Here is a 22,094-nt window from a genome sequence, read left to right as displayed (position 1 = left end):
ATTTCCTAAGGCGTTGCCATTGGGTTAGTTATATATTTCCCTTTCAGGGAAAATCTGTTTTTTATTTTTTAACTTCATTTTCAACAATGGATAATTTCTTCCTTGTTCGTCTTTTTCAGTTCTTTCAAATGTTTCAAATCCGAATTTTTGATAAAATTTCAGTGCTTTTGTATTCTGCTCATTTACATCAACTTTGTCTGCACTTAATTCTTTAACCGCAAAGTTTAATAATTTATATCCAAGTTTTTGTCCAAAATATTTTGGGTCTAAAAAGAGCATTTCAATTTTTTTCTCTGCAATTCCAATAAAACCCGATACGACGTTTTCATTTATCAAACAAAAAACCTGAAAATTATTGAAATTTAGCGTATTGACCAATTCCTTAATTTCTTTAAAATCGGTTGAAGTTAAGAAATCGTGTGTCTCAAGAACTGATTTTTCCCAAACATTCAAAATTTGTTGTTTATATATGTCAGAATATTCAGTTATTTCAAAATTAGGTTTTTCCATTTTTAATTATAAAGCGGTTGTGTTTTTCATAATTTTATTGTTTTGCTGCCCAAATTTCAATTTCGATTTTTATTTCGGGAAGACCTAATGCTTTTACATAACCTATCGTCATTGATGGATAAGTTTGTCCAAACAAAGTTTCCCATTCTGCATATAAAAAATTCCAATTAATTTCTTCCGTAGCCCAGATATTAACCTTTATTACATCATCAGAAGTAAGGTTTTGACTCTCTAAAATCTGTTGAATGTTTTTAAATGTATTATCAACCTGTTCATTCAGATTTTCGGGAATATTTCCGTTATTATCAACCCCGATTTGACCCGAGAAAGTATATAAATCTGAATTTTTCGGAATAATAGTAACGTGTGAATATTTGCCAACAGGTATCGGGATATTTTCAGGATTTAAACGAATGATTTTTTTATTCATAATACTAATTTCTTAAAGGTTTTCCTTTGGTTAACATATATTGAATACGTTCCAATGTTTTCTTTTCGGTACAAAGCGATAAGAAAGCCTCTCTTTCCAAATCCAATAAATACTGCTCACTTACCAAAGTTGCTTCGGATAAATCGCCTCCTGCCATTACATAAGCGAGTTTGTTTGCGATTTTTTGGTCGTGCTCCGAAATGTATTTTCCTACTTTCATTTGGTCTGTTCCAACCAAAAACATTCCGAGAGCCTGTTTTCCGAGAACTTTAATATCGTTGCGTTGTGCAGGTTGTGTATATCCAGATTCTGCCATTAGCAAAGCGTGTTTTTTAGCCTCTGCAATTTGTCGGTCTTTATTCACGACAACCACGTCTTTTCCTTTTTGGAAAATGTTCGTATCATAAGCCTCATAAGCCGAAGTTGCTACTTTTGCCATTCCGATTGTGAGAAAATGCTCCTGTAAAACATTCAGCTCCACGTCATTTTTACGGAACAAATCAGCTGCACGAACGGTCATCTCTTTAGAGCCTCCACCTCCCGGAATTACACCCACTCCGAATTCTACCAATCCGATATAGGTTTCGGCAGCCGCTACAACTTTGTCTGCGTGAAGACAGATTTCGCAACCTCCTCCGAGAGTCATTCCGTGAGGTGCAGCCACGACAGGAATTCCCGAATAACGGATTCTCATCATCGTGTTTTGGAACATTCGGATAGCCATATTCAATTCGTCATATTCCTGCTCGACAGCCAGCATAAATATCATTGCAATATTTGCCCCGACCGAAAAATTAGTTGCCTGATTTCCGATTACCAACCCCTGATAATCCTTTTCAGCCAAATCAATCGCTTTGTTGATTCCCTGCAAAACACCGCTTCCGATAGAGTTCATTTTTGACTTAAACTCAATGTTTAAAATACCGTCTCCAAGGTCTTGGATTTCAGCCTCATTGTTTTTCCAAATAGTTTTAGTTTCCCGAATATTATCCAAAATAATAAAGGCATCTTGTCCCGAAACTTTTTTGTACGATTTTGACGGAATATCATAATAATAGGTAGCTCCGTCTTTAACAGTATAGAAACTTTTAATTCCGTTTGAAATCATTTCGGTAACCCATAAGGCAGGTTTATGGTTTTCAGCTTCCATAAGAGCCAGCGATTTCTCCACTCCGATAGCGTCCCAAATCTCAAAAGGTCCGTTTTCCCAGCCGAAACCTGCTTTCATCGCATCATCAATCTTATACAATTCATCGGAAATTTCGGGAATTCTGTTCGATACATACGAAAACATAGCTGTAAAATTCTTTCTGTAAAATTCTCCCGCTTTGTCCGTTCCTTTTACCAAAACCTTAAATCGGTCAATCGGTTTGTCAATCGTTTTGGTAAGCTCCAAAGTCTGAAAAGAGGCTTTTTTTTGAGGGCGATATTCCAATGTATTCAAATCGAGAGCCAAAATATCCTTATCAACTTTTTTGTAAAACCCTTCTCCTGTTTTACTTCCGAACCAATTATTTTCCAACATCGTTTTGACGAAATCGGGCAATTTAAACAATTCGTGAGCCTCGTCATTCGGGCAGTTTTCGTACAATCCGTTTGCCACGTGAACAAGCGTATCTAATCCAACCACATCAACCGTTCTAAAAGTTGCCGATTTCGGACGACCGATAACAGGTCCTGTCAATTTATCAACTTCTTCAACGGTAAGCCCCATTTCCTTAACCAAATGGAAAAGACTCATAATTCCGAAAATCCCGATGCGGTTTCCGATAAAAGCAGGTGTGTCTTTAGCAATTACAGACGTTTTTCCCAAAAACTTTTCTCCGTATTCATTCAAGAAATCAAGAACTTCTTGAGAAGTATTTTCAGTTGGAATAATCTCAAAAAGTTTTAGATAACGAGCCGGATTGAAAAAGTGCGTTCCACAAAAATGCTTTTGGAAATCTTCACTTCGTCCCTCACTCATAAATTTAATCGGGATTCCCGAAGTATTTGACGTAATCAAAGTTCCCGGTTTGCGGTACTTTTCGATTTGCTCGTAAACGGCTTTTTTGATGTCCAATCTTTCGACTACAACTTCAATAATCCAATCCACGTCTTTGATTTTTTCCAAATCATCGGTTGTGTTTCCCGTTGTAATTCGGGACGCAAATTTCTGATGATAAATAGGCGAAGGACTTGATTTTAAAGCAGTTTGCAGATTTGTGTTTACAATTCTGTTTCGTACAGCCTTACTTTCGATAGTCAGTCCTTTTTTGAGTTCAGCCTCGTTCGGCTCTTTCGGGATAATATCCAAAAGCAACACTTCCACTCCGATATTGGCAAAGTGGCAGGCAATTCCCGAACCCATAATTCCAGATCCGATTACAGCTACTTTTTTGATTAGTCTTTTCATTTTTTTTTAGTTTATTTTGTTTCAAGTTTAAGGTTACAAAGCTTTATAACTTTTCAACTTTCTTACTCTTTAAATTAATATATTTTTTTCTTACTTATTAATGTGTTTATCGTTTCAGATACTTCTTTGAAAATGTTTAGTTTTTCTTCTGAGATATTCTGTTTGATAACCTCGTCAAACCGCAAAACGGTCTGTTTGGATAATTCTCTTTTTTCTTGTCCTAATTTTGTCAGATGAATGATAACTCCTCGCCCGTCTTTTGGATTTTTTTTACGAACAATCAAGCCTTTTTCTTCCATAGATTTAAGTGTTCGAGTCAAGCTCGTTGGCTCCATTCCCATTTTCGGAGCGAGAGCAGTTGAAGAGGTTCCCTCTTTGTCAATGCTCAGCAAAGCGTATCCAATAGACATAGAAGCTCCGTATTTCCCCGCTTCTTCATTATACATTCGGGCGATTGCCTGCCACGTATTTTTGAGTGTATAATCTATAGATTTTTCTTTCATTTTCAAATTTATATGAAACCAAATATACGAAATATATTATGCAAGCATACTATTTACTTGTTAATTTTTAAAATATTTATTTTTCAGCTTAAATTTATTTCTGGCAAAGATTTTGTTATGGCTTAACAAAACTCAAAAACAATATATCATGAGAAAAAAGATTTTCACTTTATGTACACTGGCATTGTCAGTAGTTGCTACTGCTCAGCAAAAGGAAACCAACGATGTTTCTAAAGAAGGAATTACCATTTCCGCCATGGGAGGTTATTCCGAACCGATGTTTTACGGATTATCCTTCGAGAAGGAAAGCGAACTGAAAGCAGCAAAACGCAACACTTCTGTTATTTTTGCGGTTTACATGACTGATTTAGAATACAAAAACAGTCTTTTTGATGAAAACGGAAAAGGTTTCGGAATAGATTTAGGTACAAGAACCTATCTGCAACGCGGAAAGAAAACCGGATTTTACAGTCAAAGCTACCTTTCTTATTCACAAACCCGATTTGACAACAATTTACCCGGAGCAGGTGACGGAAAATACAGTTATTGGAGTTTGATTAACGGCGATTTCGGTTACAAAATTGATGTGGGTTCAGGAATAAGCCTTGATGTTTTCGCTGGATATAACTGGAAATGGGAAGTAAAAGGCAAAAACGGCGTGGACAACAAAGATTTTAATAACTTTGTTTTCAGAGCCGGATTCAAAGCCGGATACCGGTTTTAACTAATTAGCCATGAATTAGTGTAATTCATGGCTAATTCTTTTCTCCTCTTAATCAAACAAGTCATCTTTGTCTAAATTGTTTATTGCTTTTTTTCTCGTCAGCAAAAAAATGATAAAATGACCTACGAGAATAACTCCCCAGATAATAAGAACCACATTCAGGCTGTTGATATTTTTCTCAATATTTCCAAAATTCTTTCGTAATTTGCGTTTAAGTTGTTCATTGTAAATGTTTTGCAGTTAAAACAATTTACTGATTTTCAATCAAATGAACAACTTTTTTGTTTTTTAATTCATAATGCACATTGGGTAATTTTAATAAAATGTGTCACGTTTTATAGAAAACAGGATCTATTATAATAAAAAGAAGTTTTATGAACACACGAATTGACTTAAGCCAGATGCCAAAAGGATTATTGGATGGCATGATGAAAACGGAATTGTATATAATGAAATCAGGACTTGACCTAAAGCTGATTGAATTAGTAAAATACCGAGTTTCACAAATAAACAAATGTGGATACTGCCTGGATATGCACCACAAAGAAGCGTTGGCTCTTGGAGAGACCGAATTAAGGTTGCATACGCTTATTGCCTATAAAGAATGTCCGTATTTTGAAGATTACGAAAAAGTCACATTGGAATTTGCAGAAAATTTGACCTTAGCTCATCAGAAAGAAATCAATGATCACCTTTATGCTTTGCTACAACAACATTTCTCTATAGAACAAATATCTATTCTAACTCTGGTAATTACGCAAATCAATGCCTGGAACAGGATTAATAAAACGATTGGTGCGATACCAGGGACGTATGTCGAAAATACTATTTAAAAGAACTTATGAAACACTTATTTTTTTTAACCGCTATAATTTTTACTATGACAACTCAAGCACAGGAATTTAAAAATCCTTCGTCTCTATTCGATCCCAGTCCATACGGATTTTCTCATATGGTTACCGTTCCGGAAGGCTACAAGCTAATTTTTGTTGCCGGACAAGGTGGCGAAGAAAATACAGAAGGTAAACTGAGTCCCGATTTTAGAAGGCAGCTGGCATTTTCTTTAAAGAATATCAAGGACGCACTTGCCACCGAAAATCTTAACATGAACAACGTGGTTAAATTAACTACTTTGGTCGTGGATCATGATGAGGAGAAATTAAACATCATTGTAGAAGAGTTTAATAAGGTATGGCCAGAGAAAAATTTTCCTATCAACACATTAATACCTGTTCCTAAATTAGCCATAGATGGCATGTTGATAGAAATCGAAGCTTTGGCTGTCAAAAGTCCGAATTAATGAATAAAAACTTGCTGAAATATGTCATTAATGAAGCGTTCATTTATTCTTTTAGCTATATCTTTGATTAATTATCCAAAGCCTAAAACAATACGATCATGATGAGTATTTCCATTGAAAATTATCAGCGTATGCTGTTTCCTTATGCCTATAATGTGTTAGGGACAGTAGAAGATGCTGAAGATGTCATTCAGGACGTAGTCATTCAGTTTTCTAAAGTATCGTCAGGTATCGTAAATAATCCCAAGAATTATCTGATCAAGAGCGTGATCAATCAGGCAATCAAACTAAAACAAAAGCAGAACAAAACGGTTCCGGCTGACGTTTGGTTACCTGAACCTGTGATTACCGATGAGGATTTGCAACATCAGGAAATTTTTAATTTTTCGTTATTGGCAAGAATGGAGCAACTCAATCCCAAAGAACGGGCCGTTTTTATTTTAAAAGAAGGTTTTGGGCACTCACACGAAGAGATCGGAGAAATACTGTCATTGACTACTGAGAATTCCAGAAAAATTTTGAGCAGAGCCAAAGAAAGGTTGAAAGCAATAGGAAACATATCCAAAAGACATTTTCAGCCGGCAGTGTCTGATACAGTAAAGAAATTAATCAATGCCATCAGAAATGACAACACCGAAGAGGTGAAAACATTACTAGCCAAGGATATTCGGTTTTATGCTGACGGTGGTACTAAGGTTAAAGTGGTCGCGAAAGAATGTATAGGTGCTGATCAGGTAAGTAAATTATTAATGTATGTACATCAAACATATAACAGTGCTTTAGAAATTAAATTGACTATGATTAACCATCAGCCCGCAGTGCTATTTATACAAGGTGGTGTGATTGAGTCGTGCCAGATTTTTGACATATATGAAAACAAGATTATCCGGATTGATGCTGTTATCGACCCCGAAAAGCTTAAAATATTAATTTAACATTATATATTATTGATAATAAACAACTTAAAACAAACCCAATATAAATATTTTTAATTATGAAAACAACATCTACATTTTTTAAACTTCTATTTGGAGCACTTTTACTGCTCAATATCGTACTTGTTTCCATACTATCCTATATGCTTTTAAATGACAAGTCAAGCACCTTTATGGAAGCCGAGAAGATAACTATAAAAGACGATACGGGAAATAACAGAATCGTCATTGCAAATACCAAGTGTATTCCTGATCCTATTGTCGGAGGGAAGACTTTTCAGAGGGCTTACAAACCAGCCGGTCTTATTTTTTATGACAAAAATGGAGATGAAAGAGGAGGTTTGGCGATAACTGATAATGAGGAAACCAATTTGAACGCCCTGGCATTTGATTACCAGAATGCAGACGCTATCGGAATTTTGGCACAAGATAATAAGCACGACAATTATTTCAGAGCCGGTTTATTCATCAATGACAAAGATCTTTCGGGCAAACCCGGGCATAACATCGACAGAATCAATCTGATGACAGAAAATGGCAATGCCTCACTGATTATGAAAGACCACAATGAAGTGCCGAGAATTGTTTTAAAAGTCGACAGTTTAGGGAATCCTACCATTCAAATGTTTGACGAGAACGGAAAAACTAAATGGCAAAATTGAAAGATGAACAAACTAAAAATTACCAAAGAAGATGTTATTGAAGCCGAAAACAAACTTTTTTCGGCTCAACTCGTAAGCAATGTAGAGATTTTAGATCAACTATTACACGATGACTTAGTTGCAGTTGCACCAACAGGAGAAATTCTAACGAAGCAAATGGATTTAAATGCTCACAGAGCAAAAACAATGATTATTGAAGAGGCGTCCACGGAAATTAACGACATTAAAATAACAGGCAACACAGCACTTTCAATCGTAACTATGACAGCGAAAGGAAAAATGACGGGAACACCATTAGAAGGAACATTTCGTTATTTTAGGGTTTGGAAACGCTTTGACGATACATTAAAAATCATAGGTGCAAGTTTTATGCAACTACCATAAAACTTTATCCCCCACAAGATTATTCAATAATTCATCCCTATGGCGAACAAGTAAGCATAATTGATAAAATTACCATCCCTATAAAAGCTGTGCTAGCATATTCTGAAAATTCGGTTTACATCAGGAATATACTCCGGAAACAAGCAGATTTTGTAAAATAAAACAAAGAAAAATTATGACACAAAACAGACAAATTGAAATACCATTGAGTAAAAAGAAAATGACTTTAATACTTTTAGGTTCAATTGTTTTCGTTGGACTTGGTATTTGGTTTATAAGCAATCCATCGAAAATCAGCAATCCAATTTTTAGTAACTCTACCCTAATTTCCATCGTAGGATTTGTATCAATTCTGTTTTTCGGACTTATAGCGGTTCTTATATTTCGTAAACTTTCAGACAAAAATGCAGGACTTATTATTAATCATCAGGGAATAATCGATAATTCAAGCGGTGTTTCTGCGGGACTTGTTTTGTGGACAGATATTAAAGAAATCAGAACTATTCAAGTAGCAAACCAAAAATTCCTGATGTTCGTTGTAAAAAATCCTCAAGAATATATAAATAAAATAACTAATCCAATAAAAAGAAAAGGAATGGAAATGAATTATAAAAACTATGGTTCACCCATTAACATTTCGGCAAATTCATTACAAACAAACTTTGACGAGCTATACAACCTACTGACCAAAAAACTAAAAGAACACAAATTCTAAAAACAACCATTTTTTTTAATATCTGCTCGGAAATCCCATACTCAAACCGTTATAAATCTCAAATAAATAAACAAGCTAAATTTCAAACAATTTCACTATTTTTGTAGTTTGTAGAACATACTAAACAAGGAAAACAACTCAATGAGTAATTCCAATTATTATATCGACCGTTCCGATGTTACTTTTGAAGATTATGTGGCTTCGGAAGAAATAAAATCTCATCTCAAATCATTTTTGAACGAACAGCAATTCAAGGATATTTTCAAACAATACCGATTGCCTGTTTCCAACAAATTATTGCTGCATGGCGACAGCGGCTGCGGAAAAACCATGACTGCTAAAGTGGTTGCCAATCATCTCAATAAAAAATTGATTATTGTCAATCTGGCAACGGTGGTGTCTTCCAAGCTTGGGGAAACTTCCAAAAATTTAGAAGTTTTGTTCAAAGAATCGCAATATGAAAGTATGGTTTTACTGCTTGATGAGTTTGATTCGCTCGGGCAAATCCGCGATGCCGACAACAAAGACAACGCAGAAATGAAGCGGGTCGTTAATGCCATCATACAACTCATGGATTATTTTCCGGAAAAATCAATTCTGATAGCCGCTACCAACCGGATTAACGAGATTGACGAAGCACTTCGCCGACGTTTTGAATGGCAGATTAAATTTGAAAAACCACAACCGGAATTGCTCGACGAACTTTATACGGTTTTGAGTAAAAATATTCCGGAAAAATATTTACCCAAAGAAAAATGGTACAATATTTCGTATGCCGAAGCCAAAGATACTTTCTACAAAACAGTCAAACAAAACATCATCAAAGAACATTTACCGCAAGATGAGCAATAAAATGAATTGGCAACAACTGTTGTCCCTGAAAAAATACAACGATAAAAAGGAAAGACCTCGTAACGAAGAAAACGCAACAAGATTGGGTTTTGAAGTCGATTACGACCGGATTATTTTCTCGTCGCCTTTCCGCAGTTTGCAAGACAAAACACAGGTTATTCCACATTCCAAAACTGATTTCGTTCACACACGGCTCACGCACAGCCTTGAAGTATCGGTTGTCGGACGGTCTTTAGGGCGATTGGCAGGACTGGAGTTACTGAAAAAATACCCAGAACTAACTGAAAACGGTTACACACTCAACGATTTCGGGGCGATTGTGGCAGCAGCTTGTTTGTGTCACGACATTGGAAATCCGCCTTTCGGGCACTCGGGCGAAAAAGCTATCGGGGATTTTTTCAAACACGGAAAAGGCAAACAATATCAAAATCAGTTGACTGACAAGCAATGGCAGGATTTGATTGATTTTGAAGGAAATGCCAACGGCTTTCACATTCTGACCAATTCGGGCAAACTCGACGATGGCGGAATGCGGATTTCTTATGCCACTTTGGGCACTTTTATGAAATATCCTAAAGAAAGCCTGCCTAAAAAACCATCAGCGGATATTTCCGATAAAAAATACGGCTTTTTTCAAGCAGATAAATCTAAATTCGAAGATATTGCCCAAACATTAGGACTAATCCAAAAAACAGGCGAAAACATTCGCTATCACAGACACCCACTGGCTTTTCTGGTTGAAGCCGCCGATGATATTTGCTATACCATTATTGATTTTGAAGATGGTATCAACCTTGGCTGGATTCCGGCTGAAATTGGTATTCCGATGCTGGAAAACATCGTTTCCGGACGAATCAAACAAGAAGTTTATGCTCATCTGGACAGTATCAATGAGAAAGTAGCTTATCTACGGGCTTTGTGCGTCGGACATCTTATCAATGAATGTAAAACGATTTTTCTTGCACATGAGGAAGAAATTCTGCGTGGCGAATTCAACCAATCACTGACCGATGCCATTCGGCAAGCCGGCGAGCTGAAAAAAATCATTGACCTTAGTGTGAAGAAAATTTATCAAAGCAACGAGGTTATGGTCAAGGAAATCAAAGGTTACCAAGTTTTACACACTTTACTGGAACGTGCAATTACAGCAGTCGAAAATAAATGTGAGCAAAAAAATACACACATCGACAATCTGTTGCTCAGAATGATTCCTGCCCGATACACCGACACCAACAAACCACTGTATGAACGTTTGCTAAATATTTGCACTTACATTTCACTCCTGACCGACGGAAAGGCGTTGGAAATGTATGAGATGATGAAAAACTAATTCGTTTTAATATTTATTTGCGTTCGGGTTAATGATTTATTTTATCCGCAGATAGATGTTTTTAACGTATATATTGAGTTAATTCGTAATCACAAGCACATTTCCGTTTTGTATCACGCGATAAGGCTTTAACGGATAGTATTTCTCATCTGAATTCTCAGAATCAGGCACAACATTACCGCCAATGAGCAGATAAGTGAGTGCATGTTCGCAGTTGCAGGTTGCCTCCAGACCATTCAACGAAAGAATTGAACAATTTTCTATGTGATGATTAGAACAAGTCGCATCATAAGCCACAAAACCAACCCCTGTATTAACCAGAATAATGCCGTTGATGCCGATACCGTCCCCGCCGATATACACTGCTGCAGCACCGTACTGCAACTGATGAAATTGAGGTAAATCCAAATTAACGTGATAATTAACCGCATAGTCAGGCAGATATGGATTGTAATATTCCCAATCATCTTTTGAACAGCTAAATAACACTATCACAAATAAATAAGCAAAAATCTTTTTCATAGAAAAACGTTTGAAAAACAAATTTATTATTTTAAATTTGTACCGGAAATTATTTAACACGAAATATTAATTCAATCAGAAAACGAAATCCCGTTTGGTGGGATTTTTTCTGTTTATATAACGAAAAAAATATGAGTAAGATATCCTATTACACCGAAGAAGGTTTTAAAAAACTGAAAGACGAATTGGAACAACTAAAGGCGGTTGAACGTCCGAAGGCTTCTCAGGCGATTGCTGATGCGAGAGACAAAGGCGATTTGTCTGAAAATGCTGAATATGATGCTGCGAAAGAAGCTCAGGGCTTATTGGAAATGAAGATTGCCAAAATGGAAGAGCTGCTTGCCAACGCCCGAATCATTGACGAATCACAGCTCGACAACTCCAAAGTATTGGTTTTGTCTAAAGTAAAAATCAGAAATCTGGCTAATAAAATGGAACTGACCTATACGTTGGTTGCTGAAAGTGAAGCAGATTTGAAATCAGGAAAAATTTCCGTAACTTCCCCAATCGGAAAAGGTTTGTTGGGTAAATCGGTAGGCGATACTGCCGAAATAACGGTACCGAACGGAACGATTACATTTGAAATTTTGGAAATCTCAAGAGACTAAACAATGAGCAGTATATTCACAAAAATCATTTCAGGGGAAATTCCTTGTCACAAAGTGGCAGAAAACGATGAATTTATTGCATTTCTGGATATTAACCCGAATGCGAAAGGACATACTTTGTGCGTACCAAAAAAAGAAATCGATAAGATTTTTGATATGGACAAGACAGCTTATTCCCGTTTGATGGATTTTTCTTATGATGTGGCTCAGGCGATAGAAAAAGCTGTTCCGTGCAAACGCGTAGGAATGGCAGTTGTCGGTCTGGAAGTTCCGCACGTTCATGTACATTTGATTCCTTTGCAAAGTATGGACGATATGCGTTTTGAGAAAAAAGAAACGCTCACTCAGGAAGAATTTTCAGCCGTTGCTAAAAGTATTAATGATTGTTTATAAAAAATATTTCGCCACGAATTAACCTCTTTAATCCGTGGCTTTTTTTATCTTTAAAAAGTGAAACGACTTTTCAAAACCCTACTCAACATCATTCCGCGACCGATACTCATCAGAATGAGCTATATCGTTCGCCCGTTGTTGGTCATCTGGCTGAGAGGAAACCGTTACACCGACCCTATTGACGGAAAAAGTTTTCGGAAATTTTTGCCTTATGGTTATGAAAATCAAAGAGAAAATGTGCTGTCGCCAAGCACTTTATCACTGGAAAGGCACCGTTTGCTTTGGTTGTATCTGAAAAATGAAACCGATTTTTTTACAGCTCCGAAAAAAATGTTGCATTTCGCTCCCGAACAGGCTTTTTACCAGCGATTTCGCCAGCAAAAAAACCTGGATTATACCGCAACAGATTTATCTTCCCCATTGGCAGATGTGAAAGCTGATATTTGCAATTTACCTTTTTATGACAACGAATTTGACGTGATTTTTTGTAATCATGTTCTGGAACATATTCCTGACGACACCAAGGCTATGCAGGAATTATTCAGAGTATTGAAATCAGGTGGCTGGGCTGTTTTGCAAATTCCACAGGATTTGTCACGTGAAACAACATTTGAAGATGATTCCATTACCGACCGAAAAGAGCGGGCAAAAATTTTCGGGCAGTATGACCATGTCCGGGTTTATGGCAGAGATTATTTCGACAAATTACAAAATATCGGTTTTGAAGTTCAAGCAATAGATTACACAAAAACCCTCAGTGATTCAGATATCAAGCATTATTGTTTAGCAAAAGGTGAGATTATCCCGGTTGTAAGAAAGCCATAGCTACTCCATCGTTATCCTCGCCAGATAATCATAATTTTCGCCCTCAACAATTAATTCACAGTTAAGCTGATTGGCATCGCAAGCTCTTTTTAAAGTATTGAAATCAAGATACAACCACGGAAAACTTTCCTCATCGTTATTGTATCGAATCGTAAAATCCAATTCGCCGTAATATTTCCCGTCATACGGAATCCATTTACTGCCGTCTTCGTCCTCATCAAATAAGTAAATTAAATCAGAACTATCAATCAGAATTTGTCCGCCTTGATTCAGCAACGATTTGAGTAATTGCAGGTATTCGGAAGTTTGGTTCAAAGTTTGAAAAATGCCTGTGCCATTCATCAGCATCAAAATAGTATCATATTTTTCAGCTATGTCCAACACATTTTTGCAATAAACATTGTTGATTCCTCTGTTTTTACACGCTTCGACCGCATGAGCAGAAATATCTATGGCAGTTAATTCAACTCCTTTTTTCTGTAAATGCAAAGCGTGGCTACCGGCACCGCAACCAACATCAAGCACTTTTCCCTTACACAAATCCAACGCTTTTTGTTCAATTTGGGGCATCTCGTTATAATCACGAAAGAAATAAGCGATTTCCAATTCGTCCCAATCAGTCAGGTTGGTGCATGTATCAATAAAAACGGGCTTTTTCCGGATTTGATAATCCAAAATAGCCCGTCCGAGTAAATCTTTCATATTGTTATCTACTTATCCGAAATCAAATAAAATTATGTTCGGTTTCTAAATAGTTTTTAAGGTAGGAATCCAAATCTTCTTTGGTAAAGAATCTATCCTTGATAGTTTCTACCAACTCTAAAATAAAGTCCTTAAACCGGTCAAACCAATCGGCAATGTACCCAAAAATTTTGACAAACCACTCGTATATTACCTGAGTTCGGTCAATGATTGCGATAATAATATCTGTATAGTTCATTCTGCGAAAAATGTTTTATTCAAATTTAAGGATAATCTTCTGATTTGCGAAGTTTTTTAGTAAAATTCTAACACGCTTTTTTCATCAGAAAAATCGTCCATGCCAGCTTTCTTCTGCCGGCACTTCCCAGTAATTTTCGTATTCTTCAATAGTGTTAACTAAGTTATTGAACACGATGGTTTGTCCGTTTACTGCTTTTGCCTTTGCCATTTTTTTGAAATCAATCAATGGTTTATGAGCAATAAATTCGCCGGTTCTGTATGTTACATTCATTTTATCCAGCAAATCTATACCGTATTTTTGCTCGATTTGCTGAATAACTTTAACCGAAGCATCGATAGAACAACCGGACGCCGCATGATAGTCTGTGTCCACCGCCAACACGATAAAACGATTGTGTCTGATTTCAAACGAGGCTTTCAACGGTGTGCTGTGAGCTGCCCACTCGCCAACAAAATGGGTTAATATATCCGTAATTTCCCCTACCTCCTGGTCGGTCAATTTACGGTTGGACGGATAAATCCATATTCGTGCCTCTTTGGGCATTTCGTTAAATGGTATATACATAATTATAGGTCTTCTGCATTAGCAATTAGTTCTGCGATATCTAAAACTTCTATTTCTTCTTGCTTGTGGTTAAATTTCACTCCGTCTGTCAGCATAGTATTACAAAACGGACACCCGGCAGCAACGATATCGGGTTTTACTTCCATCACATCTTCGGTGCGTTCCATATTGATATCTTTGTTACCTTTTTCCGGTTCTTTGAACATCTGTGCACCACCGGCGCCACAACACAATCCGTTGGCTCTCGAGCGTTTCATTTCTACCAGCTCGGCATCGAGTTTCCGGATTAATTCTCTGGGTGCTTCATAAACCTTGTTGGCTCTTCCGAGGTAGCAAGGGTCGTGAAAAGTAATCCGTTTTCCTTTAAATTTACCACCTTCAATGGACAATTTTCCTTCATCTAAAAGTGATTTCAAAAACTGGGTGTGGTGCACCACTTCATATTTTCCGCCCAATCCGGGATATTCGTTCTTCAACGTATTGAAACAATGTGGACAGGCTGTTACGATTTTCTTTATTTCGTAACCATCAAGCACCTGAATGTTCATCATAGCCTGCATTTGAAATAAAAACTCGTTTCCTGCTCTTTTTGCCGGGTCGCCGGTGCAGCCTTCTTCTGCTCCGAGAACAGCAAATTTCACATCGGTTTTATTGAGAATTTTTACGAACGCTTTGGTAATTTTTTTGGCTCTGTCATCAAAACTGCCCGAACACCCTACCCAAAACAATACGTCGGGTTGCTCTCCTTTTGCCATCATTTCGGCCATAGTGGGTACTATCAAATTTTCTGACATAATTTTTCTTTTTAGTTTTGATTAATTTTCGTCTTTCCAGTTTAATCTGTCCATCTGATTATATGGCCATGGTGCTGCGTTGTTTTCGATATTGGTCATCATATTATTCAATTCGACCGGAGCAGCACTTTGTTCCATAACAAGGAATCTTCTCATATCCATAATAATAGAAAGCGGACTTATCTGCACCGGACATTCCTCCACACAAGCATTACAAGTCGTACATGCCCATAATTCTTCCGGCGTAATATAATCGTTCAATAATGATTTGCCATCATCAACAAATGTACCTTTATTGGCATCTATATTTTTACCAACTTCTTCCAGGCGGTCACGGGTTTTCATCATAATTAAACGCGGTGATAGTTTTTTCCCGGTAATATTTGCCGGGCAAGACGATGTACAACGACCGCATTCGGTGCAAGTATAAGCATTGAGTAGCTGTACCCGGTTCAAATCCATTACATCTGATGCACCGAATTTTGCCGGAACCGAATTTTCGTCCGGAGCGGGAGCTGCGAAAGGGTCAGCATTCGGGTCCATCATCAACTTAACTTCATTGGTTACTGATTCCAGATTATCGAATTGTCCTTCCGGGTTCAAATTGGCAAAATAGGTATTCGGAAAAGCCAATAGAATATGTAAATGCTTGGAAAAATACAGGTAATTCAAAAATGCCAAAACCATCATAAAGTGTCCCCACCACCCTACTCTCTCCAGAATATGCAGCGTTCCTTCACTCAGCGAACCAAATACTGCCGGTCCTAAATGTTGCGAAACCGTAAATCCGAAACTTCCCTGTCCTTCAAAATGGGATTTCCCCATATTATACAGCACTTCATCAGTTCCGTTCATGGTAAAAATACATAGCACCAGAATGATTTCCATTATCAAAATCAGGTTGGCATCTTTTTTCGGCCAGCCGAGCATTTCTTTCATGTTCAAACGTGGCAGTTTCAACAAATTTCTTCGGTATAAAAAAATGATTGTTGCTGTCAATGCCCCAACCGAAAGAATTTCGATGAGGCTAATCATAAAGGTGTAGAAACCTCCGAGTGGCTCTTTGAATATCCGGTGTGTACCGAAAATCCCGTCGATAAAAATCTCGATGAGTTCGATTTGCGTAATCATAAATGCCACATAAATAGCAAGATGCAATAATGCTGGCACAGGTCGGGCAAACATTTTCTTTTGTCCGAATGCTATGAGTAGCACATTTTTCCATCGGTCAGCAGGGCGGTCTGTCCTGTTTACCGATTGTCCGAGCATAATATTGCGGTAGATTTTCCTGGCATTTACAGCGAAAATTCCGAAACCTGCCACAGCCAGAATCACAAAGATAATACTGCTAATGATTTGCATATTTAGAACGTATTTTGTTAATAGTATTTTTGTTGTATTTGTTGTGTGTGTTGTTTATTTTTTAGGTTCTTCGTATGGTCCGGGATTTTTACCAAACACCGAGATATGAATATACCTTTTCGGATTAAGTTTAATATCTTCAATCAGCTGATTCAGTTCTTTTGAGGTACCTTCAAGGTTGTTGTACAGCTGTTCATCATTGATGAGTTTGCCGAGATTACCTTCTCCATTATCAATTTTTGCCATCATGGCACTCAGGCTTTCAGCTGTTTGTTCAAATTTATCCAAAGTTGATTTCAAATCTGCCTGAGCCAGCTGGTCGCTCATAGTTTTCAGATTACCAGACGTTTGTTCAAAATCTGAAACGATTGTCCCGATTTTTTGTTCATTATCACCGACAATTCTGTTGAATCCGCTTGTGATTTGCGTAGCGTTTTTCAACGTTTGGTTGAGTTCTGCCAAGCTGTTGTGCAAGCTGTTTTTCAAATCGTCGTCCAAGGTATTGTTGAGCCCTACAACCAGTTTGTTTACATTATATAGGACAGAATCAAGCTTAATCATAATCGGGTCGGCTTTTCCGGACAACCCGTCCACTATGCCCAATTTGATTCCGGAAACCAGATAATCGCCATTTTTAGCCAGATTAGTATCTGAATAATCCACGATTAATCCGATTTGCTTTCCACCCAGCATTCCCGGCGAATAAATTTCCGCTACTGTTGATGCAGGTATGTCTATCGGGTTATTGATAGATATTTCAACTACAATTTTGGCATTGTCACCTATGGATATTTTATTGACTTTCCCGACAACCATTCCGTTGAGCGTTACGGTAGATGCCTGGGTCAGTCCTTCCACATTTTCATAGGTTACATAAAAGATTCTGTTGTTACCGAACAAATCTTTTCCTTTCAAAAAGTTGTAGCCCCAAATCAGTATTGCCAATGAGCCCAATACCAATAATGCTGTTTTTATTTCTTTAGTTATTTTCAAAGCTTCGTTAATTTAGTTATTTTTTAGTGCTTCCTGAATGGATATTTTCTTACCGTCTTTATATGCCACCAGGAATGAAGTCGGATAATGCTTTTTCGCTTCTGTCAAGGCTTCTTTGGCAACTTCATAATTTTTGGTTCGTCTGTACAAATATTTATACAAACTACCTTCCTGTATCATTGTCACATTCGATAATCCTTTAAAATTAGATGGTACAGTTTCTATTTTTCGGCTACTTGCAGCGATTTGTACCATAAATTCTACTCCTTTAATTGTTTCATCATTCGTATCGTGTACAACTTTAGGTTCTTCCACTACCTCAGGTTTTGGTTGCTCTTTTGTTTTTGGTGCAGGTTCCGGTTCCGAGTTCTGATGAATTTTCTTATAATCAATAATTGCCTGAGCGATAGACTGTGCCAGTTCCTGCTTGCCTCGGTCCGAATCAAGATATTTCCCTTCTTCTGAATTAGATACAAAGCCCAGTTCAATCAACACACTCGGCATAAACACAGAGTGCAACACCCAAAAAGGTGCTTGTTTTACGCCTCTGTTTCTTCTTTTCAAATCATAGGTAAATTTGGTTTGCAAGCGACTTGCTAAATCAATACTTTGGGCGATATATTGGTCTTGCAATAAGGTCAAACCGATAATCGTTTCGGGTTTGTTCGGGTCGAAACCTTCATATTTCATCTGATAATCGTCCTCCAAGGTAATTACGGCATTCTCTCGTTTGGCTACTTCCAGATGCGAGGCGTTTTTACTCGTTCCCATCACGAATGTTTCAGCCCCGACGGCTTCCGTACCGTTGTAGGCATTCGTGTGAACCGATACAAATAAGTCTGCTTTAGCTTTGTTAGCGATTTCACTTCTTTTTCTCAATTCAATAAACACATCAGTTTTTCGGGTATAAATCACTTCGATATCTTTGTGTTTTTCTAAGATTTCGCCAACTCTCAATGCTACATCAAGCACAATTTTTTTCTCTACATACGGTGTACGCACCGCTCCGAAATCTTTTCCTCCGTGCCCAGGATCAAGCACTACTTTAAACTTTTGTGCATGGCTAAGCTGACCGAAAGCCAGAAGAAGTGTAATCAAAAAATACTTTAAACCATTTTGTATCATTGCTCGTTTTGTTTTATTAAATTCTCTGCAAAAATAATTTTTATCAAAAAAAATATACGTAAGTTTGAACACTGAATTTCAAACCTCAGCTACAAAAATACTATTTATACAAATTGCAAACAAAAGTTATATATATCGTTTTACATACTTTTTGTATTTTAGGGTGCGGTTTTTTCATGCACGCACAGGAAATACCGTCAAAAAAAGATTCTATATCCATTGAAAACAAACAAGATAGCCTTTTTATTGAAAGTAATAATATAACTGCCAACGATTCTATTAAAAATCATTCTAAATCAAAACCAAAACAAGGTTTGGAGGCGATTGTTTACCGCGATGCGAAAGATTATGAAAAATTAGACCAAAAAAATAAGACCCTTACTTTATATAACGAAGCGGTTTTCAAGTATCAGGATTTTGAATTAAAAGCCGGAATTATCGTTTATAATTACGAAAAAGAAGAACTTTATGCCGGAAGGATTAAAGATTCTTTAGGAAACTACACTCAATTACCTGAATTTAAACAAGGTGCACAGCAAGCACAACCAGATTCGATTCGGTTTAATATGAACAGTCAGAAAGCCTTTGTCTGGAATACACGGTCAAAATATGACGAATTCAATATCATGGCAGAAAAAACCAAAAAAGAAAATGACTCAACATATTTTCAGGAAAATGTAATATTTACTACTGCCGAGGACATTGAAAATCCTGAATATTATTTCAAAACCCGAAAGCTGAAGCTGGTTCCCAACAAAAAAATCGTTACCGGTGTAACCAATATGGTTATTGCCGACGTGCCGACACCTATCGGATTGCCGTTTGCCTTTTTTCCACTGTCGTCGGGGGCGGTTTCCGGTTTTATTATTCCGAGTTTCGGGGAAAATAACGCACGGGGATATTTCCTTCAAAACGGTGGCTATTATTTTGCATTTAGTGACAAACTCGACGTGACCTTGTCCGGGGATTATTACACCAACGGAAGTTATCGTTTGCAGGGGCAATCGAGTTATGCCAACCGCTATAAATATTCCGGTTATGTGAATTTGAGTTACGAAAATCTCATCGAGGGCGAAATCGGTTTTCCGGATTATTTCAGAGCCCAAAACTACAATATTCAATGGTCACACAGCCAAGACGCCAAAGCCAATCCGACTTCGCGGTTTTCAGCATCGGTCAACCTGGGAAGTAGCAATTATTTCCGGCAATCGATGAATACGCAAAATATGGGTGCGGCACTGAATAATACCATGAGCTCGTCTGTGAGTTATTCCAAAACATTTCAGTCTGTTCCTCAGGTTAATATGACGGTTTCTGCCAATCACAACCAGAATATCAACACACAAAGAATTACCATGTCGCTGCCGAATTTTAATGCCAGCGTGGACAGGATTTATCCTTTTGCCCCGAAAAATGGTAGTAAAAAAGGTATTTTTCAGAATATCAACCTGCAATATAATGTAAGTGCCAGAAATCAAATCAATACAACCGACTCTTTATTTTTCAAAAAACAAATGTTTGACGAAATGAACACCGGAGTCCAACACAGCATTCCAATATCAACCAATTTCAAATTGTTCAGATATTTTTCTGTATCGATGAGTGCCAACTACAACGAAGTTTGGTATCTAAACACCATCAAAAAATACTATGACAGCCAGGAAAATCGGGTTATTGATGAACGAGTGAACGGTTTTGACGCTTTTCGCACTTACAATTTTTCTGCCAATTTAGGAACGACTTTATACGGGACTTTTAATTTTGGCGATGACAAAAAAATACAAGCTATCCGTCACGTGGTGCGTCCTTCGGTTTCTTACACCTACACACCGAGTTTTGAACAATATTACGACAGTTATGCCATTGATGCCAACGGTACAACTATGGAAGAATACACCCGATTCCAGTCCGGCATTTTCGGGTCGCCCGGTCAGCAAATGTCCAATATGATGAGTTTTAGCTTGGGTAATAACTTTGAGGCAAAAGTCCGTGATGATGATTCCCCTGACGGTGAACCCAAAAAAGTGATGTTGCTCAACAACCTGAATCTCGGCACAAGCTATAATATGACCGCCGATTCACTCAAGCTGGCACCCGTCCGAATCAGTACCGGAACGACGATTTTAAACAACAAAATGCAGATTAATCTCGGCACGACGATAGACCCGTATGCGGTTAATAATTCCGGGCAACGTATTGATATGCTTAATATCGACAATGGCGGAAGTTTGTTCCGGCTAACCAGTGCCAACGTGACGGTAAACTATTCTTTATCCAGCACCGACCCGCTTTTCGGAAATCCGGACAAAGACATGAAAACCAAGAAAAATGTACAAAGCGGTGGACGGGCCGACGACTTGTTCGGGCAATCGGTTGATTTGGCAGATAACCGGGTCAGTATGTTTGACCAGGAAGAAACAGAGGAACGAAAACCGGATAAATTTTACAATAATTCCCTACCGTGGAATCTGACTATTGCTTATTCCCTGACCTACAACAATGCAAGGCGGAATAATGAAATCAGTAACAATTCACTGATGTTTTCGGGAAATATTACCCTTTCGCCCGGCTGGATGATTGGTTTTTCGAGCGGTTACGATTTCAAGAACAAAGGTGTTACCTACACCCAGCTGCGGTTTGAACGGGATTTGAAATCATGGCGAATGAATTTTACTTGGATACCAAATGGTTACAATAAACAATGGAACTTTTTCATCGGAATCAGTTCATCTATTTTACAGGATATTAAATACGAAAAACGAAACTCACCAGACAGAATTTACAGATAATCATGAAAAAAGAAATTGTTAATACCACACAGGCACCTGCTCCTATCGGACCTTATAATCAGTCGGTTAAATTTGGTAATATGTTGTTTGTGTCCGGGCAAATTCCGTACGACGAAGCCAATAAACAACTCATCAATACCGGCATTAGTGATGAAACACATCAGGTAATGAAAAACATCGGTTACATATTGCATGAAGCCGGATTTACATTCGACAACGTGGTTAAAGCAACTATCTTCATCAAAGATATGGAAGATTTTTCTGCCATTAACGAAGTGTATGCCCAATATTTTAATCCGGATACTGCTCCTGCAAGAGAATGTGTGCAGGTGGCCCGGCTACCAAGAGATGTGAATATAGAGATTTCTGTGATTTGTGGAAAATAAACACTTGTAGAAATTAAAAAGGACACAAGAATATTCTGTGTCCTTTTAAA

The 22,094-nt window shown here is 37.5% G+C and carries 26 protein-coding genes; 14 read left to right on the top strand and 12 right to left on the bottom strand.

Translation table 11 applies throughout. The features are described from left to right. Positions 1-24: 24 nt before the first annotated feature. The 4 genes from CDL10_RS11015 to CDL10_RS11000 all read right to left on the bottom strand — a co-directional run bounded on the left by CDL10_RS11015 (position 25) and on the right by CDL10_RS11000 (position 3,838). On the bottom strand, positions 25-510 hold the full coding sequence (locus tag CDL10_RS11015) for a GNAT family N-acetyltransferase (RefSeq protein ID WP_165773011.1): 486 nt from the start codon (positions 508-510) through the stop codon (positions 25-27). A gap of 34 nt (positions 511-544) precedes the next feature. Then, positions 545-940: a RidA family protein gene (locus tag CDL10_RS11010; RefSeq protein ID WP_100678576.1), complete on the bottom strand. Its 396-nt coding sequence runs from the start codon at positions 938-940 to the stop codon at positions 545-547. 4 nt (positions 941-944) lie between these two features. Further along, on the bottom strand, positions 945-3,335 hold the full coding sequence (locus CDL10_RS11005) for a 3-hydroxyacyl-CoA dehydrogenase/enoyl-CoA hydratase family protein (protein ID WP_100678575.1): 2,391 nt from the start codon (positions 3,333-3,335) through the stop codon (positions 945-947). A gap of 74 nt (positions 3,336-3,409) precedes the next feature. Then, positions 3,410-3,838: a MarR family winged helix-turn-helix transcriptional regulator gene (locus CDL10_RS11000; RefSeq protein ID WP_100678574.1), complete on the bottom strand. Its 429-nt coding sequence runs from the start codon at positions 3,836-3,838 to the stop codon at positions 3,410-3,412. 148 nt (positions 3,839-3,986) lie between these two features. On the opposite strand from CDL10_RS11000, the gene CDL10_RS10995 reads away from it, so the two are divergent. From CDL10_RS10995 to dgt, 9 genes are all read left to right on the top strand, one after another. Then, positions 3,987-4,562, top strand: coding sequence for a hypothetical protein (locus tag CDL10_RS10995; RefSeq protein ID WP_100678573.1), 576 nt, complete (start codon positions 3,987-3,989; stop codon positions 4,560-4,562). 374 nt (positions 4,563-4,936) lie between these two features. Beyond that, entirely contained in the window at positions 4,937-5,395 is a 459-nt protein-coding gene (locus CDL10_RS10990; RefSeq protein ID WP_100678572.1) for a carboxymuconolactone decarboxylase family protein, read from the top strand. A 47-nt stretch (positions 5,396-5,442) separates the two neighbouring features. Continuing rightward, a complete protein-coding gene (locus tag CDL10_RS10985) occupies positions 5,443-5,862 on the top strand; it encodes a RidA family protein (protein WP_243389340.1) in 420 nt (139 codons plus the stop codon). Positions 5,863-5,960: 98 nt separating this feature from the next. After that, a complete protein-coding gene (locus CDL10_RS10980) occupies positions 5,961-6,797 on the top strand; it encodes a sigma-70 family RNA polymerase sigma factor (protein ID WP_100678570.1) in 837 nt (278 codons plus the stop codon). A gap of 59 nt (positions 6,798-6,856) precedes the next feature. Continuing rightward, entirely contained in the window at positions 6,857-7,459 is a 603-nt protein-coding gene (locus tag CDL10_RS10975) for a hypothetical protein (RefSeq protein ID WP_133119491.1), read from the top strand. Between the two features lie 3 nt (positions 7,460-7,462). Continuing rightward, entirely contained in the window at positions 7,463-7,843 is a 381-nt protein-coding gene (locus CDL10_RS10970) for a nuclear transport factor 2 family protein (RefSeq protein WP_100678568.1), read from the top strand. Between the two features lie 175 nt (positions 7,844-8,018). After that, positions 8,019-8,558, top strand: coding sequence for an STM3941 family protein (locus CDL10_RS10965; protein ID WP_100678567.1), 540 nt, complete (start codon positions 8,019-8,021; stop codon positions 8,556-8,558). Between the two features lie 141 nt (positions 8,559-8,699). Further along, on the top strand, positions 8,700-9,410 hold the full coding sequence (locus CDL10_RS10960) for an AAA family ATPase (RefSeq protein WP_100678566.1): 711 nt from the start codon (positions 8,700-8,702) through the stop codon (positions 9,408-9,410). 1 nt (position 9,411) lies between these two features. Continuing rightward, complete coding sequence (dgt, locus tag CDL10_RS10955; RefSeq protein WP_100678737.1) at positions 9,412-10,740, top strand: dGTP triphosphohydrolase; 1,329 nt, start codon at positions 9,412-9,414, stop codon at positions 10,738-10,740. 78 nt (positions 10,741-10,818) lie between these two features. On the opposite strand, the gene CDL10_RS10950 is transcribed toward dgt, so the two are convergent. Then, positions 10,819-11,262, bottom strand: coding sequence for a hypothetical protein (locus CDL10_RS10950; RefSeq protein WP_100678565.1), 444 nt, complete (start codon positions 11,260-11,262; stop codon positions 10,819-10,821). 131 nt (positions 11,263-11,393) lie between these two features. Here CDL10_RS10950 and greA point away from each other — a divergent pair, with 131 nt between their 5' ends. From greA to CDL10_RS10935, 3 genes are read left to right on the top strand one after another with little or no spacing between them, the layout of a single operon-like run. Next, positions 11,394-11,870, top strand: a complete 477-nt coding sequence (gene greA, locus CDL10_RS10945; protein ID WP_100678564.1) for a transcription elongation factor GreA — start codon at positions 11,394-11,396, stop codon at positions 11,868-11,870. Between the two features lie 3 nt (positions 11,871-11,873). After that, positions 11,874-12,263, top strand: a complete 390-nt coding sequence (locus tag CDL10_RS10940) for an HIT family protein (RefSeq protein ID WP_100678563.1) — start codon at positions 11,874-11,876, stop codon at positions 12,261-12,263. A 57-nt stretch (positions 12,264-12,320) separates the two neighbouring features. After that, positions 12,321-13,088, top strand: a complete 768-nt coding sequence (locus tag CDL10_RS10935; protein ID WP_100678562.1) for a class I SAM-dependent methyltransferase — start codon at positions 12,321-12,323, stop codon at positions 13,086-13,088. Here the strand turns inward: CDL10_RS10935 and CDL10_RS10930 are convergent, their stop codons facing one another. The 7 genes from CDL10_RS10930 to CDL10_RS10900 all read right to left on the bottom strand — a co-directional run bounded on the left by CDL10_RS10930 (position 13,089) and on the right by CDL10_RS10900 (position 18,869). Beyond that, a complete protein-coding gene (locus tag CDL10_RS10930) occupies positions 13,089-13,790 on the bottom strand; it encodes a class I SAM-dependent methyltransferase (protein WP_100678561.1) in 702 nt (233 codons plus the stop codon). Between the two features lie 22 nt (positions 13,791-13,812). Continuing rightward, positions 13,813-14,028, bottom strand: coding sequence for a hypothetical protein (locus CDL10_RS10925; RefSeq protein ID WP_100678560.1), 216 nt, complete (start codon positions 14,026-14,028; stop codon positions 13,813-13,815). A gap of 84 nt (positions 14,029-14,112) precedes the next feature. Next, positions 14,113-14,595: an ABC transporter ATPase gene (locus CDL10_RS10920; RefSeq protein ID WP_100678559.1), complete on the bottom strand. Its 483-nt coding sequence runs from the start codon at positions 14,593-14,595 to the stop codon at positions 14,113-14,115. 2 nt (positions 14,596-14,597) lie between these two features. Next, positions 14,598-15,389 carry a (Fe-S)-binding protein gene (locus CDL10_RS10915; RefSeq protein ID WP_100678558.1) on the bottom strand — a complete coding sequence of 264 codons (792 nt, stop codon included), beginning with the start codon at positions 15,387-15,389 and terminating at the stop codon, positions 14,598-14,600. Between the two features lie 21 nt (positions 15,390-15,410). Further along, on the bottom strand, positions 15,411-16,751 hold the full coding sequence (locus CDL10_RS10910) for a (Fe-S)-binding protein (protein WP_100678557.1): 1,341 nt from the start codon (positions 16,749-16,751) through the stop codon (positions 15,411-15,413). A 54-nt stretch (positions 16,752-16,805) separates the two neighbouring features. After that, positions 16,806-17,744, bottom strand: coding sequence for an MlaD family protein (locus CDL10_RS10905; RefSeq protein WP_165773010.1), 939 nt, complete (start codon positions 17,742-17,744; stop codon positions 16,806-16,808). A 12-nt stretch (positions 17,745-17,756) separates the two neighbouring features. Beyond that, on the bottom strand, positions 17,757-18,869 hold the full coding sequence (locus CDL10_RS10900; RefSeq protein ID WP_100678736.1) for an N-acetylmuramoyl-L-alanine amidase family protein: 1,113 nt from the start codon (positions 18,867-18,869) through the stop codon (positions 17,757-17,759). A gap of 176 nt (positions 18,870-19,045) precedes the next feature. Between CDL10_RS10900 and CDL10_RS10895 the strand changes: the two genes are divergently transcribed. After that, positions 19,046-21,658 carry a putative LPS assembly protein LptD gene (locus tag CDL10_RS10895; protein ID WP_394363837.1) on the top strand — a complete coding sequence of 871 codons (2,613 nt, stop codon included), beginning with the start codon at positions 19,046-19,048 and terminating at the stop codon, positions 21,656-21,658. Positions 21,659-21,660: 2 nt separating this feature from the next. Continuing rightward, positions 21,661-22,044 (top strand): RidA family protein, encoded by a 384-nt coding sequence (locus tag CDL10_RS10890; RefSeq protein ID WP_100678554.1) that lies wholly within the window; start codon positions 21,661-21,663, stop codon positions 22,042-22,044. Positions 22,045-22,094 lie beyond the last annotated feature (50 nt).

The organism is Avrilella dinanensis (genome assembly GCF_002807015.1).
GTDB classification, from domain to species: domain Bacteria; phylum Bacteroidota; class Bacteroidia; order Flavobacteriales; family Flavobacteriaceae; genus Flavobacterium; species Flavobacterium dinanensis.
This window is presented reverse-complemented; position numbering and strand designations above follow the sequence as displayed.

Excerpts from the sequence above, each read along its gene's own strand:
- CDL10_RS11015 (WP_165773011.1), bottom strand. The coding sequence starts at position 510 with ATGGAAAAACCTAATTTTGAAATAACTGAATATTCTGACATATATAAA.
- CDL10_RS11010 (WP_100678576.1), bottom strand. The coding sequence starts at position 940 with ATGAATAAAAAAATCATTCGTTTAAATCCTGAAAATATCCCGATACCT.
- CDL10_RS11005 (WP_100678575.1), bottom strand. The coding sequence starts at position 3,335 with ATGAAAAGACTAATCAAAAAAGTAGCTGTAATCGGATCTGGAATTATG.
- CDL10_RS11000 (WP_100678574.1), bottom strand. The coding sequence starts at position 3,838 with ATGAAAGAAAAATCTATAGATTATACACTCAAAAATACGTGGCAGGCA.
- CDL10_RS10995 (WP_100678573.1), top strand. The coding sequence starts at position 3,987 with ATGAGAAAAAAGATTTTCACTTTATGTACACTGGCATTGTCAGTAGTT.
- CDL10_RS10990 (WP_100678572.1), top strand. The coding sequence starts at position 4,937 with ATGAACACACGAATTGACTTAAGCCAGATGCCAAAAGGATTATTGGAT.
- CDL10_RS10985 (WP_243389340.1), top strand. The coding sequence starts at position 5,443 with ATGACAACTCAAGCACAGGAATTTAAAAATCCTTCGTCTCTATTCGAT.
- CDL10_RS10980 (WP_100678570.1), top strand. The coding sequence starts at position 5,961 with ATGATGAGTATTTCCATTGAAAATTATCAGCGTATGCTGTTTCCTTAT.
- CDL10_RS10975 (WP_133119491.1), top strand. The coding sequence starts at position 6,857 with ATGAAAACAACATCTACATTTTTTAAACTTCTATTTGGAGCACTTTTA.
- CDL10_RS10970 (WP_100678568.1), top strand. The coding sequence starts at position 7,463 with ATGAACAAACTAAAAATTACCAAAGAAGATGTTATTGAAGCCGAAAAC.
- CDL10_RS10965 (WP_100678567.1), top strand. The coding sequence starts at position 8,019 with ATGACACAAAACAGACAAATTGAAATACCATTGAGTAAAAAGAAAATG.
- CDL10_RS10960 (WP_100678566.1), top strand. The coding sequence starts at position 8,700 with ATGAGTAATTCCAATTATTATATCGACCGTTCCGATGTTACTTTTGAA.
- dgt (WP_100678737.1), top strand. The coding sequence starts at position 9,412 with ATGAATTGGCAACAACTGTTGTCCCTGAAAAAATACAACGATAAAAAG.
- CDL10_RS10950 (WP_100678565.1), bottom strand. The coding sequence starts at position 11,262 with ATGAAAAAGATTTTTGCTTATTTATTTGTGATAGTGTTATTTAGCTGT.
- greA (WP_100678564.1), top strand. The coding sequence starts at position 11,394 with ATGAGTAAGATATCCTATTACACCGAAGAAGGTTTTAAAAAACTGAAA.
- CDL10_RS10940 (WP_100678563.1), top strand. The coding sequence starts at position 11,874 with ATGAGCAGTATATTCACAAAAATCATTTCAGGGGAAATTCCTTGTCAC.
- CDL10_RS10930 (WP_100678561.1), bottom strand. The coding sequence starts at position 13,790 with ATGAAAGATTTACTCGGACGGGCTATTTTGGATTATCAAATCCGGAAA.
- CDL10_RS10925 (WP_100678560.1), bottom strand. The coding sequence starts at position 14,028 with ATGAACTATACAGATATTATTATCGCAATCATTGACCGAACTCAGGTA.
- CDL10_RS10920 (WP_100678559.1), bottom strand. The coding sequence starts at position 14,595 with ATGTATATACCATTTAACGAAATGCCCAAAGAGGCACGAATATGGATT.
- CDL10_RS10915 (WP_100678558.1), bottom strand. The coding sequence starts at position 15,389 with ATGTCAGAAAATTTGATAGTACCCACTATGGCCGAAATGATGGCAAAA.
- CDL10_RS10910 (WP_100678557.1), bottom strand. The coding sequence starts at position 16,751 with ATGCAAATCATTAGCAGTATTATCTTTGTGATTCTGGCTGTGGCAGGT.
- CDL10_RS10900 (WP_100678736.1), bottom strand. The coding sequence starts at position 18,869 with ATGATACAAAATGGTTTAAAGTATTTTTTGATTACACTTCTTCTGGCT.
- CDL10_RS10895 (WP_394363837.1), top strand. The coding sequence starts at position 19,046 with ATGCACGCACAGGAAATACCGTCAAAAAAAGATTCTATATCCATTGAA.
- CDL10_RS10890 (WP_100678554.1), top strand. The coding sequence starts at position 21,661 with ATGAAAAAAGAAATTGTTAATACCACACAGGCACCTGCTCCTATCGGA.